At 58.2% G+C, this 18,034-nt stretch carries 15 protein-coding genes; 8 read left to right on the top strand and 7 right to left on the bottom strand.

The features are described from left to right. Window positions 1–479 precede the first annotated feature (479 nt). Window positions 480–1,406 carry a Gfo/Idh/MocA family protein gene (locus F617_RS0111670; protein WP_003512408.1) on the top strand — a complete coding sequence of 309 codons (927 nt, stop codon included), beginning with the start codon at window positions 480–482 and terminating at the stop codon, window positions 1,404–1,406. Window positions 1,407–1,448: 42 nt separating this feature from the next. Here F617_RS0111670 and F617_RS0111665 read toward each other — a convergent pair whose 3' ends face one another. From F617_RS0111665 to F617_RS0111655, 3 genes are all read right to left on the bottom strand, one after another. After that, the gene (locus F617_RS0111665) at window positions 1,449–2,477 is read right to left on the bottom strand and encodes a sensor domain-containing diguanylate cyclase (protein WP_026330801.1); all 1,029 of its coding nucleotides are present in this window, start codon (window positions 2,475–2,477) and stop codon (window positions 1,449–1,451) included. 157 nt (window positions 2,478–2,634) lie between these two features. Then, a complete protein-coding gene (locus F617_RS0111660) occupies window positions 2,635–3,084 on the bottom strand; it encodes a DNA polymerase III subunit chi (protein WP_003512404.1) in 450 nt (149 codons plus the stop codon). Between the two features lie 25 nt (window positions 3,085–3,109). Continuing rightward, window positions 3,110–4,603, bottom strand: coding sequence for a leucyl aminopeptidase (locus tag F617_RS0111655; RefSeq protein ID WP_019565402.1), 1,494 nt, complete (start codon window positions 4,601–4,603; stop codon window positions 3,110–3,112). A gap of 313 nt (window positions 4,604–4,916) precedes the next feature. Here F617_RS0111655 and F617_RS0111650 point away from each other — a divergent pair, with 313 nt between their 5' ends. The 7 genes from F617_RS0111650 (at window position 4,917) to F617_RS0111620 (ending at window position 13,340) form a co-directional block, all read left to right on the top strand. After that, window positions 4,917–6,086, top strand: a complete 1,170-nt coding sequence (locus F617_RS0111650; RefSeq protein ID WP_019565401.1) for an LptF/LptG family permease — start codon at window positions 4,917–4,919, stop codon at window positions 6,084–6,086. Next, on the top strand, window positions 6,083–7,171 hold the full coding sequence (gene lptG, locus F617_RS0111645; protein WP_003512400.1) for an LPS export ABC transporter permease LptG: 1,089 nt from the start codon (window positions 6,083–6,085) through the stop codon (window positions 7,169–7,171). Before F617_RS0111650 ends, lptG begins: the two co-directional genes overlap by 4 nt. Then, window positions 7,171–9,552, top strand: coding sequence for an LPS-assembly protein LptD (locus F617_RS0111640; protein WP_003512398.1), 2,382 nt, complete (start codon window positions 7,171–7,173; stop codon window positions 9,550–9,552). The genes lptG and F617_RS0111640 overlap by 1 nt, the downstream gene beginning before the upstream one ends. 297 nt (window positions 9,553–9,849) lie before the next feature. Beyond that, complete coding sequence (locus tag F617_RS0111635) at window positions 9,850–10,797, top strand: SurA N-terminal domain-containing protein (protein ID WP_019565400.1); 948 nt, start codon at window positions 9,850–9,852, stop codon at window positions 10,795–10,797. A gap of 19 nt (window positions 10,798–10,816) precedes the next feature. Then, the gene (gene pdxA / locus F617_RS0111630; RefSeq protein WP_019565399.1) at window positions 10,817–11,839 is read left to right on the top strand and encodes a 4-hydroxythreonine-4-phosphate dehydrogenase PdxA; all 1,023 of its coding nucleotides are present in this window, start codon (window positions 10,817–10,819) and stop codon (window positions 11,837–11,839) included. Next, window positions 11,839–12,669 carry a 16S rRNA (adenine(1518)-N(6)/adenine(1519)-N(6))-dimethyltransferase RsmA gene (rsmA, locus tag F617_RS0111625; protein WP_019565398.1) on the top strand — a complete coding sequence of 277 codons (831 nt, stop codon included), beginning with the start codon at window positions 11,839–11,841 and terminating at the stop codon, window positions 12,667–12,669. Before pdxA ends, rsmA begins: the two co-directional genes overlap by 1 nt. Before the next feature lie 56 nt (window positions 12,670–12,725). Further along, window positions 12,726–13,340: an alpha/beta hydrolase gene (locus F617_RS0111620; protein WP_026330800.1), complete on the top strand. Its 615-nt coding sequence runs from the start codon at window positions 12,726–12,728 to the stop codon at window positions 13,338–13,340. Between the two features lie 27 nt (window positions 13,341–13,367). Here the strand turns inward: F617_RS0111620 and gmk are convergent, their stop codons facing one another. The 4 genes from gmk to fabF form a co-directional block, all read right to left on the bottom strand. After that, entirely contained in the window at window positions 13,368–14,030 is a 663-nt protein-coding gene (gmk, locus tag F617_RS0111615) for a guanylate kinase (protein WP_003512388.1), read from the bottom strand. A gap of 4 nt (window positions 14,031–14,034) precedes the next feature. Further along, a complete protein-coding gene (locus F617_RS0111610; protein ID WP_026330799.1) occupies window positions 14,035–14,922 on the bottom strand; it encodes a YicC/YloC family endoribonuclease in 888 nt (295 codons plus the stop codon). A gap of 68 nt (window positions 14,923–14,990) precedes the next feature. Next, entirely contained in the window at window positions 14,991–16,211 is a 1,221-nt protein-coding gene (gene mltG / locus F617_RS0111605) for an endolytic transglycosylase MltG (protein ID WP_019565394.1), read from the bottom strand. Between the two features lie 365 nt (window positions 16,212–16,576). Beyond that, a complete protein-coding gene (fabF, locus tag F617_RS0111600) occupies window positions 16,577–17,839 on the bottom strand; it encodes a beta-ketoacyl-ACP synthase II (RefSeq protein WP_026330798.1) in 1,263 nt (420 codons plus the stop codon). Window positions 17,840–18,034 lie beyond the last annotated feature (195 nt).

Genomic DNA, 18,034 nt, shown 5'->3' with positions numbered 1-18,034 from the left:
ACCAAACGAAAAAACCATCGAGACAGTCTAACTAACGAATTTTATGTCGACACTAAAGAACTTAGCGTAGATAAATACGCAAAAATTACGCTGTACTTATTTAGCTGACAATTGCCTTCATTTAAATAATTACAAAATCCATATAAATATGTATTTTAAATACTGACTATAATACATTTAATAATGAAATTGAAATTGATTTGCATATAAAATATACATTAATATTTCGGAACTTAACTTCGAGTTCGAATTTTAAAAGCATTAAGTTATAAAAATCAATACTTTTAAATTTGAAACAATATTTTCGCATTTCAAATATTAGGCAACATAAAATATGCATACCGATTTTTGCCATGCCGTTACGCACCGAAAAAAGACGAGACCTGCAAGGACGATCGCCTTGCTCCTTTGATCGTTTCTGTTAAAAAACTCGTAAAGTCACACTTTATCCCACGCATCATACAAATGGGTCCCACTTCATGTCAGCCACCAAGCTTGCCATCGTCGGCGTCGGCAAAATCGTTCGCGACCAGCACCTTCCCGCCATCGCAGGCAATCCGGATTTTGAATTGATCTGCACGGCCAGCCGCCACGGTACCGTGGATGGCGTCGCTTCTTACGGCACCATCGAGACCATGCTGGAGGCCGTCGAGGATATCGAGGCCGTATCGCTCTGCATGCCGCCGCAGTACCGTTACGAGGCTGCATATGCGGCGCTGAATGCCGGCAAGCACGTTTTCCTCGAAAAGCCGCCGGGCGCAACGCTTTCGGAAGTTCAGGATCTCGTTCGTCTTGCGGATTCGAAGGGTCTTTCGCTATTTGCAAGCTGGCACTCGCGTTATGCGCCGGGCGTTGAAGCTGCAAAGGCGTTTCTCGCCTCGACAAAAATCGACAGCGTGCATGTCATCTGGAAAGAGGATGTGCGCCACTGGCACCCCAATCAGGCATGGATCTGGCAGGCGGGCGGTCTCGGTGTGTTCGATCCCGGCATCAATGCGCTGTCGATCATCACCCACATCCTGCCCCGCGCGCTGTTCCTGACCAAGGCAACGCTTGAGTTCCCGGAAAACCGCGACGCGCCCATCGCTGCCGAGCTGCATTTTTCCGATGTTACGAAAATGCCCGTGCGCGCCGAGTTCGACTGGCGCCAGACCGGCAAACAGAGCTGGGATATCGTTGCCGAAACGGCGGCCGGGCAGATGGTGCTTTCGGAAGGCGGCGCGAAGCTCTCCATCAATGGCGAGCAGGCGGTGTCGGAACCTGAGCGGGAATATCCGGCGCTCTACGAGCGTTTTGCAGAAATCATCAAGGCCGGACGCTCTGATGTCGATCTTGCGCCATTGACTCATGTGGCCGATGCCTTCCTGCTCGGCCGCCACAAATTCGTGGATTCCTTCTACGACTGAGGAGCCGAAAGGCTTTTGGAAGCCTTCCGGAAGACAGGTGCATCAAAGGGCGCGGCTGACGAAACGGTCGCGCCCTGACTTTTTTGCCTGATACAGTGCCTCGTCAACGCTGCGCAAAAGCGTGGCGCGGTCAGCACCGGCCTGAGGGGCGATGGCGCCGCCAATGCTGAGACGCGCACCGACCGCCTGCCCGTCAACATCAAAGGGTTCACGGAAGGCTGCCAGAAGCCTGTCTGCCAGTCCGTTCATCACCTCAGACCTGCTGGGACGGGGTATGAAAATGGCGAATTCGTCGCCCCCCATGCGCACCACCGTATCTTCGCTGCGGATCGAATTGCGAATGCGGTCGGCGGCGGCGGTCAGTACCCGGTCACCCGCCGGGTGACCGAACGTGTCATTGATCGCCTTGAAACCGTCCAGATCGAGATAGAGCACGCCGAAGGCCTCGTTCTCACGCAGAGCCGCGCCAAGCTGGCCATCGACAATCGCCTCCAGCGCCTTGCGATTGTAAAAGCCGGTCAACGGATCAGTCATCACCGCATCCCGCAAGTCACGCTCCGCCAGACTCATTGTGAAATTGGCCTTCTGTAGACGCAGGAGTGCGGCCGCCAGCAGCGCAAAGTGCTTCAGATTGTCAATTTCGCTTTGAGAGAATTTTCTCGGCACCGTATCGACAAGGCAAAAGGCGCCGACCACAAGACCCGGTTCCAGCTCGATCGGCGCGCCAGCATAGGAACGCAATCCGGGACCGCCCTTCACATAGGACATGAAGCGGAAATCCGGATGCTGGGTCAGATCGGAAATGACCACGACATCCTGACTGGCAATTACTCGGTTGCAGATCGACAGATCGCGCGGGCATTCCGAAAGTTGCATTCCCGCCTGTTCGGCAATATGGAGCCAGTCCTCGTCGACGATATGGACGGCCGCACGCGGGACGTCAAAGACGCCCTGCCCCAATCGAGACAGCACTTCCAGTTCCGGCATCTCGGCATTCTTGACGGACATGATTGACCGCACCGCGACCAGACGCTCTATTTCCCCGTCGGGCCGTGAAATCGCCTGTCCCATGATGATGTCCTTCTGCTGTTTCGTCTGTGGCAGCCGCCACCGTCCGTCACCTGTCGGCCGGATCAGACAGCTGTGTCTGATTCGGCTCATAATGCGAAAACCGGCAGGCAGCGCCACATGCGAATTTTTGCCAGTCTTTTTGTGTGGGAAACTGTGATCAGGCCTTCTTCTGCCAGCGGCCTTCCGGCGATTGCTGCCAATAGGTCAGCGCATGACCTTCGGTCTTCAGCCTTTTCCAGTGGTTCCGCGCCATTTCCAGCTGGTAGGCATCATATCCGTCGAACATGAACACTATCCGCTCATAGCCCTCCACCGCCGGCGGTTCGGCACCGTCGACGAGAAACCGCACACTCGCCTCGTTACCGTTCGCATTCGACGCCGTCAAAAGAATTGGCTGGTTTTGCGGCGCGGCAGAGCTATCCGTTGCGTGCGGCAGAAAACTGTCGTCACGAAAGGTCCACAGATGCGTGTCGAGGAAATCGCGGCGCTCCTCGTCCACCGTCTGGATCGCGACCTTCCAGCCGCGTTCCAGCGATTTTTCGAGCAAGGGCGGCAATGCATCCTCCAGCTTCGATTCCGTCAGATGGTAGAACAGGATTTCAGTCATCTGCGGACTTGCAGCTCCGGTCGCATCAATCTTCGTAGTGGGCGCGAACGAGTTCGTTCAGCAACCGCACACCGTAGCCGGATCCCCAGGACTGGTTGATCTCGGTCAACGGCGAACCCATGGCGGTGCCGGCGATATCGAGATGCGCCCAGGGTGTTTCGCCCACGAAACGCTTCAGGAACTGAGCGGCGGTGACAGAGCCCGCCAGACGGCCGGAGCTGTTCTTCATGTCGGCGAATTTGGAATCAATAATCTTGTCGTAATCCTTGCCCAGCGGCATGCGCCACAGCTTTTCCGCCGTAACATCGCCCGCCTGCGAAAGACGTGCAGCCAACTCGTCATCATTCGAGAAAAGGCCAGCCTGAAGATTGCCGAGTGCAACCGTGATCGCTCCCGTCAAGGTGGCGAGGTTGATCATGAATTTCGGGTTGAAACGCTCCTTGGTGTACCAAAGCGCATCGGCGAGAACCAGCCGGCCTTCGGCGTCGGTATTGATAATCTCGATGGTCTGGCCGGACATGGAGGCGACGATATCGCCGGGACGCTGGGCGTTACCATCAGGCATGTTCTCCACCAGACCGATGACGCCGATCACATTGGCTTTCGCCTTGCGGGCCGCGAGCGTGTGCATGAGGCCGGTCACGGCGGCAGCGCCACCCATGTCGCCCTTCATGTCTTCCATGTTAAGGCCGGGCTTCAGCGAGATACCGCCGGTATCGAACACAACGCCCTTGCCGACGAAGGCGATAGGCTCATCCTTCTTGGAGCCCCCGTTCCACTGCATGACCGCAAGCCGGGGCGGACGCGCCGAACCCTGCGCCACACCGAGAAGCGCGTTCATGCCAAGCTTCTTCAGCTCCTTCTCGCCGAGAATTTCGACCTCGACACCGAGCTTCTTTAACTCTTCCGCCTTTTCAGCGAACTCGACAGGACCAAGAACATTCGGCGGCAGGTTGACGAGATCACGCGCCAGGACAACGCCGCCCGCGACGGCCTCCGACACGGCAAAGGCCTTTTCCGCCTCCTCATGGACTGCCGTCACGATGACGATTTCTACTTTCTTCGGCGACTTCTCATCATCGGATTTCTTCTTGGTCTTATAGGCATCGAAGCTATAGGCACGCAGCAGCAGGCCAAGCGCAAAATCCGCAGCCGCCTGCGCACCGACATCGACGCCCGGGGCATCTAGATAGACGGCAACCTTGTCCGCCTTCCTGAAATTGGCGGCAGCGGTGCCGCCGGCACGCAACCAGTCATGGGCGACAAGTTTCGCCGGCTTGCCGAGGCCAATGACGAGAAGCCGGTCGGCGCCCGAACCCTGCGGCGCAATCACGTCGAGTGTCGTCATCGACTTTGCGGAAAAGCCTGAAATCTTTGCCGCCCGTTCAAGCACGCCGCCCGGATCGGCTTCCGATGCGCCGGCAGCTGCCTGCGCCTCACCCGAGGCTTGCAGCACAACGGCAAGGGTATTTTCAAGCGAGGCGGAATTGGCGAAAGAAATATCGAATTTGGCGGACATGTTTTCCTGCTCTTCGTGGATAACTTGCGTGTGCGCCCGATCATGGCCTTTTCGGCCCCCGGCGCAACCCTGCATTTTTAAAGGCTCACATTCTTTAAAGGCCGACATTCGCTAAAGGAAAGGCATTTTTGTGGAATGGCCGATCGCGTCATGAAACCGACAGCTTGTTCCACAAAAAGACACAGGCGGTGGAAAAATCATCGTGCAAAACATATTTGTGAGCGTGCCGGAATAGCCAATTGCAAACGATGCGATTAGATAGGCGGAAATCCGGCGAGCGATCGCGCAGAAAAACAATGTCGACAAGGGCAGTATGAAGCTTCTCGAGAACTATATCCTGCGACGGACAACGCAGATGTTTCTGGTCGCGCTGCTGCCGGTGCTGGCCATCATCTGGACCATCCAGGTTCTCCAGAGAATCAACCTCGTCACCGATACCGGCCAGTCGATGGGCTCCTTCATGGCGCTGGCGACGATGATCCTGCCGACGCTGATTCCCGTCGTGTTGCCTTTCGCCCTCGTCATCGGCATCACCCAGACGTTCACGGCGATGAACAACGATTCCGAGCTCGCCATCATCGATGCGGCCGGATCGTCGCGCTCTGTGATGTTTCGCCCGGTTATCATTCTGGCTGCCGTTCTAAGTGCGCTTTCCTTCACCATCACCAACTTCATCGAGCCGCCTGCCCGAAATTCGGCCAGGCAGATGGTGGCGGCTGCCTATGCCGACCTCCTCTCGTCGGTGATCGAGGAAAAGACCTTCCGCGCTGTTCAGGACGGCCTCTATGTGCAGATCGCCCAGCGTCAGGGCCGTATCCTCAAGGGCCTGTTCGTCGCCGACCGCCGCGATCCGAATTTCGATCTTATCTATTACGCCAAGGAAGGCATGATCGATGAAAGCGGCACGTCGCTGACGATGCGCGACGGCGAAGTCCAGCAGAAAACACCTGATGGCAAGGTCTCCATCGTCAAGTTCCTGTCCTATGCCTTTGACCTTTCGACCATGTCGGAAAAGCAGACTTCCGAACCGTCGCTTTCTCCGGGCGATGCGAGCCTCGGTTTCCTTCTCTCGCCAGACGAGGACAACGCGAGTTACAAGCGGTCTCCCGAAAGCTTCCGCAGTGAGTTGCACAAGCGCCTGTCGGACTGGATGTTCGCCTTCGCCTTCGCACTGATATCGCTGGTCATAGCCGCTGATGCGCGCTCGCATCGTGAAGCGCGGATGCATCCGATGGTCGCTGCGCTGGTGACGGCCTTCATGCTGCGCTGGCTCGGTTTTTACGTCACCAACCAGGTCAAGCAGAGCGCGGCCTTCATTCCGCTGGTCTATGCCGTGCCGGGCCTCAGCGGCGCCGCCGCCGCCTTTATTCTCATCACGGGTCGCAAGCCGAGAATGCCGAAGATCATCGCGGATACGGCCAGCCGTCTGCGCCGTCTTTTCTCCAGCCGGCTGGCGCGAAGCTCGGGGAGCGGTAACGCATGATTTTCAGCACCCTCGCCCGGTATTTCCTCAAACGGTATCTGATCACGGCCATCTGGTTCCTGCTCGGCGTATCGGCAATTATCTATCTTGCCGATTTCAGCGAAACGGCGCGGCGCATGTCCAGCGTGCCAGGCTATTCTGTTCCAGGCGCACTTGGCCTCACCGCGCTTCGCCTGCCGCTGATCCTGCAGCAGACTATTCCCTTCATCGCGCTCTTCGTCGGCATGACGACGCTGATCTCGCTCAACCGGCGTTACGAGCTCGTCGTCACGCGTGCGGCAGGCGTCTCCGCCTGGCAATTCATCCTTCCTTTTGTCCTTGGTGCGGTCTTTCTTGGAATCCTGTCCGTCCTCGTCCTCAACCCTATCGCCGCCTGGGGGCAAAACCAGTCGCTGTCGATGGAAGCGGGCTGGCGTAACGAAGGCAGCGGCGGCCGCCAGCAGGACATCATTCCCTGGATGCGCCAGTCGAGCGGCGGCCAGGATACGATCATCGGCGCCAAGAGCTTCGAAGACAACGGGACCATGCTTCTCGACGTGGTTCTGATACACCTCGACAAGGCCGGCAACATCGTCTCCCGGCAGGACGCGAAGTCGGCAAAGTTGGAAGATGGTTACTGGCTTCTTAACGGCGTCGCGGAAACCCGTGCGGGACATGTGCCAGTTCGGCAAGAGAGTACGCGGATCAGTACCAATCTGAGACGGGAATTCGTTCAGGAACGTATGACGCAGACGGAAACCGTTGCTTTCTTTGATCTTTCTCACAAGATCGAAGTTGCAAAGTCTTTTGGACTGTCGTCGAAAGCGCTTGAGACGCAGTATCATTTCCTGCTATCGACGCCCCTGCTTCTGGTTGCGATGACCTTGATCGCCGCGACAGTTTCATTAAAGTTCAGCCGCTTCGCCCAGTCGCGCTCCGTGATTCTGGGTGGAATCGTTTCCGGCTTCGTGCTTTATGTAGTAACCGTGCTCGTAAGGGCATTCGGGAGTGGTGGCGTTGTCCCTCCCACCGTCGCGGTCTGGGTTCCAGTCATCGTGGCGTTGGCTTTGGGGGCAACCATTCTGCTTCATCAGGAGGACGGCTAGTGGCGGTATATGACCGCGGGAATATCAGGCGGCTTTGGACGGCCCTTCTGACAGGTGCCGCTGTGTGCGCATATTTGGCATCCAGCCCGGTCGCTTTCGGCCAGGGTGGTTTGCTTGCGCCCGGAAGCCAAGACGATTCGAAACTCCTGCTTACGGCAAATGAACTGACTTATAATCGCGATTCCCAGCGTGTCATCGCAAAGGGTGTGGTTCGTATGCATTATTCGGGCTACCGTATGGTGGCCCAGCAAGTGGAATATAATCAGCAGACGGGCCGCGTGATTGCGCACGGCAACATCGAGCTGATCGAGCCCGGCGGCAACAAGATCTATGCCGACGAGATGGATGTCACTGACGATTTCGGTCAGGGCTTCGTCAATGCGCTTCGCGTCGAGACCCCGGACAATACCCGCATCGCGGGTGAAAGTGCCGAACGGCTCGAAGGCGACCGCATGGTCCTCAATAACGGCGTCTATACCGCCTGTTTGCCCTGCGCCGAACGGCCCGAAAAGGCGCCGCTGTGGCAGGTCAAGGCTGAACGTGTCATTCAGGACGGCAAGACGCATACGATCCGGCTGGAAAAAGCCCGCTTGCAGCTTTTCGGCCATTCAATCGCCTATGTGCCGTTCCTGACGGTTCCGGACAATACGGTGAAGCGGAAGTCGGGTTTCCTCTTCCCGCAAATGAGCATTACCGACAACCTCGGTTTCGGCATCGGCGTGCCCTATTTCCAGGTTCTGTCCGACACCTCGGATGTGACCGTTACCCCGACCTATTACACGACGCAGGGTCTGCTTCTGCAGGCGGAACTGCGCCAGCGTTTCGAAACCGGCATGCACACCGTGACCGTCGCCGGCATCAGCCAGCTGAAGTCCGATACATTTACTGCCGGAACCAGTGACGCCCTCAACGATAATCGCGGCATGATTGCCAGCAAGGGTAACTTCTCCATCAATCCGCGCTGGGCGTTCGGTTGGGATGCCATGGTGCAGACCGACAACAACTTTTCGCGTACCTATGGGCTGAAGGGTTACAAGAACGACGTCCAGACCAATCAGATCTATTTGGCTGGCGCTGGCGAGCGGAACAGCTTCGATGCCCGCGGCTATTATTTCAACGTTCAGGATACGGACAACAACGAATCCAACGAACGCAAGCAGGCCATCGTTCATCCGGTTGTCGACTACCGTTATTTCGTACCGGATCCGATCTATGGCGGCGAACTTTCGCTGACCACCAACCTGACCAGCATCACCCGCCAGAAACAGGATGCCTACGCGCTTGGAGGCTATTCGCGGTTCAACGGGCTTGAAGGAAACTACACGCGTCTTTCCACCGAAGCCGAATGGAAGCGCACCTTCACGATGGATAGCGGCCTGCAGATCACGCCGATCCTTGCCGCCCGTGGCGATGCGCTGTGGACGGATATGTCGGCGGCAAGCTTTACATCGGGTGGCACGTCCTATGCCTATCAGGGCATGATGCAGGACGATGCGGCGTTGCGAGGCATGGTAACTGGCGGTCTGGAAGTGCGTTACCCCTGGCTGTTCACGGCGCTTAACAGCAACCATGTGATCGAGCCTATTGCGCAGATTTTTGTGCGTCCGAACGAACAATATGCCGGCCGCTTCCCCAACGAAGATTCGCAGGCTTTCGTGTTCGACGCGACCAACCTGTTCGAACGTGACAAGTTCTCCGGTTTCGACCGGATCGAGGGCGGCACGCGCGCAAACATCGGTCTGCGCTACAACGGCACATTCGACAATGGCTACGGCATTCGCGCCATTGCCGGCCAGTCTTTCCATCTGGCGGGTGACAATTCTTTCGCCTCCTACGATCTCGTCAATGTCGGCGCGAATTCCGGTCTCGAATCCGACCGCTCGGACTACGTCGCCATGGCAGCCTTCGATGCGCCGATCGGCCTATCGCTGTCGTCGAGCCTGCGCTTCGACAAGGACAATCTCGAGATCAACCGTTCCGAGACAGGCGTCAGCTATTCGGACCGCCGCCTCACCGGCAAACTCAGCTATACGCAGGTCAAGGCGCAGCCGCAGTACGGCTACAATGAAGACCGCGATATTGTTCAGGCGTCCGGTACACTGCGCATGGACGACAACTGGTCGCTGTTCGGCTCGATCAACTACGATCTGAACGGAAAATTTGCCGCCGAGCGCCGTATTGGCATCGCCTATCAGGATGAATGCACGATCTTGACGGTCAGCTACTCCGACGAGGGCAATATCAATTCCAGCCGGCAGGCCGCCAATGACTGGTCGATCAATGCCCGTCTGGCATTCCGCACGCTCGGCGATGTCAGCATCGGTTCCGCAAACGAGGACTGGGCCGATATGGATATCGGCTGGAAACCGAACAATTACTGAGTTTAAAGGCAGGCCATACAGCATCGTGGCCTGCCTTTTTGCCATCCAGCCAGTAAAAGTCACGGTTTTGCCGCAACAACGCGCCAGGGTTCGTCCGGTATAGAACCATCGGGTTTCTTTCAACAAACCGACACATTGCCGTCTTGCAGATCGCGATGATATATACGTGGCAAATTCGCGGTGCGGATGCACAGGTGCAGATCTGAGAAGCCGGGGTAAGGAATATTCCCCATTGGCAGACAGAACAGATTGGCGGGACGGGGAAACAGACCCCCGCCCGACGAAAGGGAGAAGGATATGATGAATTTCGGAAAGACGGCTTTGCGTGGCGCTGCTTTCGCCTTTGCGATATTCGCCGTTCCCATGGCCGTTGCGCCCTTTGCCAGCCAGGCCTTCGCCGACAGCACGGTCAAGATCGTCGTCAACAAGACCCCCATTACCAATGATGATATTGCCAAGCGCGTCGCCTTTCTGAAGTTGCAGCGTCAATCTGGCAATCTCGCCGAAAAAGCGCGCGAGCAGCTAGTTGATGAGGCGCTGAAGCGCGAAGAAATCGGCCGGGTGAAAATGTCCGTCAGCACCCAAGAAGTCGATGCGGCTTTTGCGCGCTTTGCTGCAAACAACAAGATGAACCCGCAACAGCTGACGCAGATCCTCTCCAAGGCCGGTGTCGGTGCGGACCACTTCAAATCCTTCATCGCCGTGCAGATGAGCTGGCCGCGCCTTGTGAACGCCCGTTATGGTGCGCGTGGCAAGATGTCTAACCAGGACCTCGTCACCCGCCTGAGGGAACGCGGCGACAAGCCGGTAACGACGGAATATTTCCTGCAACAGGTGATCTTTGTCATTCCGGAATCGAAGCGCAATGCCATCACCGGCAAGCGCAAGGCCGAGGCTGAAGCCTCGCGCAAGCGTTATCCCGGCTGCGACCAGGCCATGACTTTCGCGGCCACCATGCGGGACGTGGCGATCAAGGATCTTGGACGGATTCTGGCGCCCGAACTGCCGGAAGAGTGGAAGCCTCTCGTGGAAAAGACCAAGGAAGGCGGCACCACAGGAACACGTGTGACCGAAAAGGGCGTCGAATATCTGGCAATCTGCAAGCAGCGTCAGGTTTCCGACGATTACGCAGCGGAAATGGTGTTCAAGTCCGAAGACCTGATGAAGGCCAAGGGTGGCGAAAACCCGAACGAGAAGAAATATATGGATGAGCTGCGCAAGAAGGCGCAGATCGTCAACACCTGATACGAGAGCCGGCCTTTCCGTGACACATGCATCCCTGCCGCTTGCCCTGACTCAGGGAGATCCAGCCGGTATCGGCCCTGATATCGCCATTGCCGCCTGGGCCAACCGCCGGGAGAACAGCGTGGCGCCCTTCATCTTCGTCGGCGATCCCGATGTGGTGGCGAGCCGTGCGGCGCTGCTTGGCATACCGGTCAATATCGAGACTTGCGAAGCGGCGGATGCCGTCGGCGTGTTCGACCGTGCTTTTCCCGTTCTTCCTCTTCCCGTCGGTTTCGAGGTTCAGGCCGGCCAGCCGCATGTCGGAGCCGCTCATGCGACGATCAAGGCGATCGAGCTCGCCGTTGCCTTGACGGTCGAGGGCAAGGCTTCCGCCGTCGTCACCAATCCGATTGCGAAATCCGTGCTTTACGAAGCAGGCTTCGGTTTTCCCGGTCACACGGAATTTCTCGCCGATCTGGCTTTGCGCCTGACCGGCAAACAGGTGATGCCGGTGATGATGATTGCCGGACCCAAGGTCCGCGTCGTGCCGGTAACGATCCATATCCCAGTAAAAGACGTGCCTTCAGCGCTGACGGAAGAGCTGATCGTTACGACCTGCCGCATTATCGATGCTGATCTGCGGCAGAAATTCGGCATCGAGGCACCACGACTGGCGGTCGCCGGTCTCAATCCGCACGCGGGTGAAGAAGGGGCATTGGGCACGGAGGACCGCGATGTGGTTCACCCTGCGACCATACGGTTGCGGAAAGATGGGATCGACGCTTTCGGCCCCCTGCCCGCCGATACGATGTTCCACGATGCTGCCCGCAGGCGCTATGATGTCGCCGTCTGCATGTATCACGATCAGGCCCTTATCCCGGCCAAGGCGCTTGGCTTTGACGATTCCGTCAATGTCACGCTCGGCCTGCCCTTCATCCGGACCTCGCCCGACCACGGCACCGCCTTCGGCATCGCCGGCCAGGGCATTGCCAGCGAAACGAGCCTTGTCGCAGCGCTGAAGATGGCGGCGGAGATTTCTCTTCGCAGCCGGGTCGGCGCATAATGGCCGCGATTGACGGATTGCCGCCACTACGCGATGTCATTCAGCGCCATGGGCTAGACGCTAAGAAGTCGCTCGGGCAGAACTTCCTGTTCGATCTCAACCTCACCCAGAAGATCGCCCGAACCGCTGGGCCGCTTGACGGCGTTACTGTCATCGAGGTTGGCCCCGGGCCTGGTGGCCTCACCCGCGCCATTCTATCGCTCGGTGCCAAAAAGGTTATCGCCATTGAGCGGGACAGCCGCTGCCTGCCGGCACTTGCGGAGATCGAAGCGCATTATCCCGGACGTCTTGAGGTCATCGAGGGTGATGCGCTGAAGACCGATTTCGAGGCTTTGGTTCCCGCTGGCGAACCGGTGCGGATCGTTGCCAACCTGCCTTACAATGTCGGCACGCAATTGCTGGTCAACTGGCTGCTGCCGAAAGAATGGCCGCCTTTCTGGCTTTCCATGACGCTGATGTTCCAGAAGGAAGTCGGCCAGCGCATCGTGGCAGAAGAAGGCGACAACCATTACGGCCGCCTTGGCGTTCTCGCCGGCTGGCGCACGGTTTCGGAAATGGCCTTCGACGTCCCGCCGCAGGCCTTCAGCCCACCTCCTAAGGTTACCTCGACGGTCGTGCATCTGCTGCCAAAGGAAAAGCCGCTGCCCTGCGATGTCGCGAAGCTCGAAAAGGTAACGGAAGCCGCCTTCGGCCAACGCCGCAAGATGCTGCGCCAGAGCGTGAAAAGCCTTGGCGGTGAAGTTCTGCTGGAAAAGGCAGGCATTGACGCGACACGACGGGCTGAAACGCTGTCGGTCGAGGAATTTGTGACGCTGGCGAACTGCCTGTAATTGAAGGCGACGTTTCGGCACTTCTAACGCGGGTGACAGAATTAGGGGACAAGCGCGTGGAGAGTGCCGGTTTTCACTACAAGCTCCACATGCCCGTCGGATCGCCTGATTGCGCGGTCGTGTTGCTACACGGTTCGGGAAGAACGGAGGAAGATCTCGCTTCGTTTGGCCGTGCCGTTTTTCCCAACGGCATTCTGTATGCTCCGAGAGGCATTGTGCCATGGGAAAATGGCTTTGCGTTTTTTCGCAGAAAGCCCGACAGACAACTCGATATCGACGACCTGAAACATCAAGCCGCCGGGCTTTGCCGGTTTATCGAATTCGTATTTCAGCAGACGGGGCAAAGACCCTTTCTCGCGGGATATTCAAACGGTGCGATCATCGCGGCTGAAACAATCTGCCAGAATCGTCATCTGTCGAGGGGTGCAATTCTGCTTCGACCACTATCCCCACGCAATAACGAGCATTTTCCGAAGCTCACCGGATATCCTGCGCTCCTGCTGGCAGGTGCACATGATGAGCGGCGGCATCGCGATGATGCGCCCCATTTGGCCGATCAATTTTCGACTGCGGGCGCGGATGTGGTACTGGAGACACTCGACACAGGCCACGGCTGGGCAACAGACGCGGCAGACGAGCGCCTGTCCCGGCAATGGCTACGTCAGCATTAGAGATAACACGCCGCTTTAACTGCCAAATCAGAGCTGCGGTTCTTCCGCAAGCAGTCCGCGCACGAAATCGAACATGCCGTGGCGGCGGTCGCGGCGCACACGTTCGGCCTTGACTATCGCTTCTACGGCCTCGAAGGCCGCCTGCAGGTCGTCGTTGAGGATGACGTAGTCGTAATCGCGCCAGTGCTCGATCTCGGCGCGGGAATTGAGAAGCCGGGTCTGGATCACCGCTTCGGTGTCCTCGGCGCGGCGGTGCAGGCGCGATTGCAGCTCGGTCATGGTTGGCGGCAGGATGAAGATCGACACGACGTCGGCCTTCATCTTGTCCTGAAGCTGTTCGGCGCCCTGCCAGTCGATGTCGAACAGCATGTCGCGTCCGGCCGCCATCGCCACTTCCACCGGCTCGCGCGGCGTGCCGTAAAAATTGCCGTGAACCTCGGCCCATTCCAGAAGCTCATCGCTGTCACGCAGGCGCTCGAAGTCGCGCTTGGAGATGAAGTGGTAGTGGATGCCTTCAATCTCGCTCTGGCGGCGCGGGCGCGTCGTCACGCTGACGGACAGGCTGATGTTCTTGTCCTTGTCGAGCAGGTTGCGCGCTATCGTGGATTTACCAGCGCCCGATGGCGATGAAATCACCAGCATCAGCCCTCTGCGGGCAATCGTAACAGGGGAATTGTTCACCGGAACCATGGGTCTACTCCAGATTTTGGACCTGCTCGCGGAACTGGTCGATAACCACTTTCAGCTCTATGCCTGCTGCGGTTACCGCACTGGCGTTCGATTTGGAACAGATTGTATTCGACTCGCGGTTAAATTCCTGTGCAAGAAAATCGAGCTTGCGGCCAACTGGCCCGCCATGAGCCAAAAGTTCGCGCGATGCCTGGACATGTGCGTGTAGCCGGTCGACCTCTTCGCGCAGATCCGCCTTGGTAGCGATCAGTGCGGCCTCGGCGTGCAGACGGTCGCGATCGAGCCCGTGCATGCCATCGCCAATAAGGGCAATCTGCTGGGCAAGCCTTGCAGCGATCTGTTCCGGCTGGCGGGAAGGATCGTTTTCGATGAGGTTCACGAGTTGCTCGATCCTGTCGATCTGCCCGGACAGGATGGCAAACAGAGACGCCCCTTCCCGCTCGCGCATGTCCTTCAGCTTCTCGACGGCGGCGGCAAAGCCCGCAAGCACGTCGGCGTTGCGCGCGGCCTGCGCCTCGGCGTCATCTTCCGCCTCGCGAAAATCGACGAGCCCGCGCAGCGACAGTAGCGTATCGAAGCTCAGCGGCTTGTCGTCGACGACGTCGCCCAGTTCTTCCTTGAGAGCGAGAACTGCGGCAAGAGCATCACGGTTGATCACTGCCTCCAGCCGGTTTTCCGCAATCGCCAGCGTCAATCCCGCCTGAATATTGCCACGGGAAAGATGCTGTGCCGCGCTTTCCCGCAGGCCCGTTTCCAGCGCTTCCAGACCGTTTGGCAGGCGCAGGCGCACATCGAGCCCCTTGCCGTTCACCGAGCGCAATTCCCACGCCCAGCGGTAACGGCCGGAGGTTCCTTCGCTGCGCGCGAACCCGGTCATCGATTGCAATGTCATATTCAGAAAGCCCCCATCATGCCGTGCAAAAAACCGGGCCTTGTGATGACAAGGCCCGGTCAGAACTATCAGTTATTGGCCGGTTTTTCCGCCTCGGTGCCGCCGGGCTGACCATCCACGACAACATCGGGATTGGCGCCGGAAGCCGCTTTTTCGGCCTCGATCTTGCGCCAGCGGCGCACATTGGCGTTATGTTCGTCCAGCGTCTTTGCAAACACATGGCCGCCGGTGCCATCGGCAACAAAGTAGATGTCATCGGTGCGCCACGGGTTGGCAACCGCCTCGAGTGCGGCCCGGCCCGGATTGGCGATGGGAGACGGTGGCAGGCCCTTGATGACATAGGTGTTGAACGGCGTCTGCTTTTGCAGGTCCGACTGGTAGATCGGACGGTCGGACGGTTTGCCGTCGCCGCCGAAGAGACCGTAGATGATCGTCGGGTCGGATTGCAGGCGCATGCCCTTCTTCAGCCGGTTGTAGAACACCGAAGCGACATGGGCGCGCTCGTCGTCCTTGCCGGTTTCCTTCTCCACGATCGAGGCGAGCGTCACGAATTCTTCGACCGTCTTGATCGGCAGGTCTGGGTCACGACGTTCCCAGATCATGTCGATCAGCTTCTCCTGCGCCGCGCTCATCTGGTTGATGATTTCCTCACGCTTCGTACCACGGGTAAAGCGATAGGTATCAGGGCGAAGGCTGCCTTCTGGCGGCAGGATGGCGGGCAATTCGCCATCCAGCACCTCGTCGGCGGCAAGCCGCGCGAACATCTGCTTGACGGTCAGACCTTCCGGCAACGATACGGAATAAAGGATCGATTTGCCCGACTCCAAGAGCATCATGATATCCTTCATCGATGCGCCGGCCTTGATTTCGTATTCGCCCGCCTTCAGCGTCTGGTCCTTTTGCAGGTAGCTGCCCGTCATCAGGCGGAAGACACGGGCATTGGATACGACGTCATTGCGCTCTAGATTATTGGCGATCTCGATGAGGCCTGCGCCGTTGCGCACCGTGAAATGTGTGTTCGTCTGAAGCGGACCGGGCTCCTGGAACGCATTGATCATGTAATAGAAGGCTGCGACAGCAAGCACACAGACGGCAACCGCAAGCGTCATCAGAAAATTCAGGAAGATCACCAGCTGGCCATGGGCCTTGCGGGAGCGCTTCGGTGGAGCCGGCACTTTTTCCGGCCGAAGCGCTTCGGTCGGGGATTTCGGGATGATCGGGCCGCGATTGCCCTCACCCGCGCCGTCTCGTCCGTATGGTCCCTGGCTGTTCTGGTTCGTGTCGCTCACCGTCGGTCCTTTTCAGTTCGGCGTTGTCAGCGCTTTTTGCGCAGGTAATGCGGCAAAAACAGGTTCGGAATGCCTTCCTGCACCACATAGAGACATCGTGAAGACCTCATTGTCCTCCTTCACGAATCGTCGTTTCCGGCAAAGCCGGTCAAGGAAAGCCATCTGCGGCGGGAAATTCACCCGCAGCAGGAAATCATTCCGAAACCGGCAAACCGTCTTCCGTAAACGACTACAATATCGGCGCGAAAATCGAAATGGCTTTCGCAAGCCGCAATGCGTTCTTCAAAGAAGAGCGCTCTCAGGCACCCAGCGGGAGGGAGCCGCACCGCTTTAGGCGGTTTGCGGCGCCGGGTTTTCGTCGTGATTTATGCTTCGTAGCGACGCAGTACGAGGGAGGCGTTGGTGCCGCCAAACCCGAAGGAGTTCGACAAGGCGACGTTGACCTGCCTCTTGCGCGCCTTGTGCGGCACCAGATCGATCTTCGTCTCCACGTCGGGATTGTCGAGGTTCAGCGTCGGCGGAACGATGTTGTCGCGGATCGCAAGCGTGGCGAAAATCGCCTCGATAGCGCCAGCTGCTCCGAGAAGATGGCCGGTGGCCGACTTTGTGGAAGACATGGAAATCTTCGACGCCGCGTCACCAACCAGCCGCTCGACCGCACCAAGCTCGATCGTATCGGCCATGGTGGAGGTGCCGTGGGCGTTGATGTAGTCGATATCGTCAGGCGTGAGGCCGGCGCGCTTCAGCGCCATCGCCATGCAGCGGTAGGCGCCATCGCCATCTTCAGACGGTGCGGTGATGTGGTAGGCATCACCGGAAAGGCCGTAACCGACGACTTCGGCATAAATCTTTGCGCCGCGCGCCTTCGCATGTTCCAGCTCTTCCAGAACGACGATGCCGGCACCTTCGCCCATGACGAAACCGTCACGGTCGCGGTCATAGGGACGGGATGCCTTCTGCGGATCGTCGTTATGCTGGGTGGAAAGCGCCTTGCAGGCGGCAAAGCCGGCAAGCGCGATGCGGCAGACCGGCGATTCGGCGCCACCTGCGACCATGACCTCGGCATCGCCGAACGCAATCATCCGGGCAGCATCGCCGATGGCATGCGCACCGGTCGAGCAAGCCGTCACTACGGCGTGGTTCGGACCGCGCAGCTTGTGACGGATTGAGACGTGGCCGGAAACCAGGTTGATCAGACGGCCGGGAATGAAAAATGGAGAAATGCGGCGGGGGCCCTTGTCGCGCAGCGTATAACCCGCCTCGACAATACCTTCCAGACCGCCGATGCCGGAGCCGATCAGAACGCCCGTGGCGATCTGGTCCTCGTCCGTTTCGGGATGCCAGCCGGCGTCCGCAAGCGCCATGTCGGCAGCGGCCACACCGAAAAGGATGAACGGATCGATCTTGCGCTGCTCTTTGAGTTCCATCCAGTCATCGGCATTGAACGTGCCGTTGGAGCCATCGCCGACGGGAATGCGACAGGCAATCTTTGCGGGCAAGTCTTCGACTTCGAACTCAGTCACGAGACGGGCACCGTTCTGGCCGGCAAGCAGCCGTTCCCAGGTGATTTCCGTTCCGCATCCAAGAGGAGATACCATGCCGGTACCGGTGATAACGACACGCCTCATCGCCAACGCTCCGCCCTTATCCAAATCATCGGTCTTTTTGCAACGCCACACACCATGAAACGGCGGGAACAGGCGCTGCACCACTTTGAATGTCCGCATAATCTTCCGTAGGCCAGAGCCGGTTCGGAAACTTATGCATTCGTCAGGACGCACGTCTTTCGGGCGCGTTCTGTTTCACGATAAAATATTGGCCCG

The organism is Agrobacterium sp. 10MFCol1.1 (assembly GCF_000381165.1).
GTDB lineage: Bacteria > Pseudomonadota > Alphaproteobacteria > Rhizobiales > Rhizobiaceae > Agrobacterium > Agrobacterium tumefaciens.
This window is presented reverse-complemented; position numbering and strand designations above follow the sequence as displayed.

What these genes read in the sequence shown, in the direction of transcription:
- F617_RS0111670 (WP_003512408.1), top strand. Translation starts at nt 480, where the DNA reads ATGTCAGCCACCAAGCTTGCCATCGTCGGCGTCGGCAAAATCGTTCGC.
- F617_RS0111665 (WP_026330801.1), bottom strand. Translation starts at nt 2,477, where the DNA reads ATGGGACAGGCGATTTCACGGCCCGACGGGGAAATAGAGCGTCTGGTC.
- F617_RS0111660 (WP_003512404.1), bottom strand. Translation starts at nt 3,084, where the DNA reads ATGACTGAAATCCTGTTCTACCATCTGACGGAATCGAAGCTGGAGGAT.
- F617_RS0111655 (WP_019565402.1), bottom strand. Translation starts at nt 4,603, where the DNA reads ATGTCCGCCAAATTCGATATTTCTTTCGCCAATTCCGCCTCGCTTGAA.
- F617_RS0111650 (WP_019565401.1), top strand. Translation starts at nt 4,917, where the DNA reads ATGAAGCTTCTCGAGAACTATATCCTGCGACGGACAACGCAGATGTTT.
- lptG (WP_003512400.1), top strand. Translation starts at nt 6,083, where the DNA reads ATGATTTTCAGCACCCTCGCCCGGTATTTCCTCAAACGGTATCTGATC.
- F617_RS0111635 (WP_019565400.1), top strand. Translation starts at nt 9,850, where the DNA reads ATGATGAATTTCGGAAAGACGGCTTTGCGTGGCGCTGCTTTCGCCTTT.
- rsmA (WP_019565398.1), top strand. Translation starts at nt 11,839, where the DNA reads ATGGCCGCGATTGACGGATTGCCGCCACTACGCGATGTCATTCAGCGC.
- gmk (WP_003512388.1), bottom strand. Translation starts at nt 14,030, where the DNA reads ATGGTTCCGGTGAACAATTCCCCTGTTACGATTGCCCGCAGAGGGCTG.
- F617_RS0111610 (WP_026330799.1), bottom strand. Translation starts at nt 14,922, where the DNA reads ATGACATTGCAATCGATGACCGGGTTCGCGCGCAGCGAAGGAACCTCC.
- fabF (WP_026330798.1), bottom strand. Translation starts at nt 17,839, where the DNA reads ATGAGGCGTGTCGTTATCACCGGTACCGGCATGGTATCTCCTCTTGGA.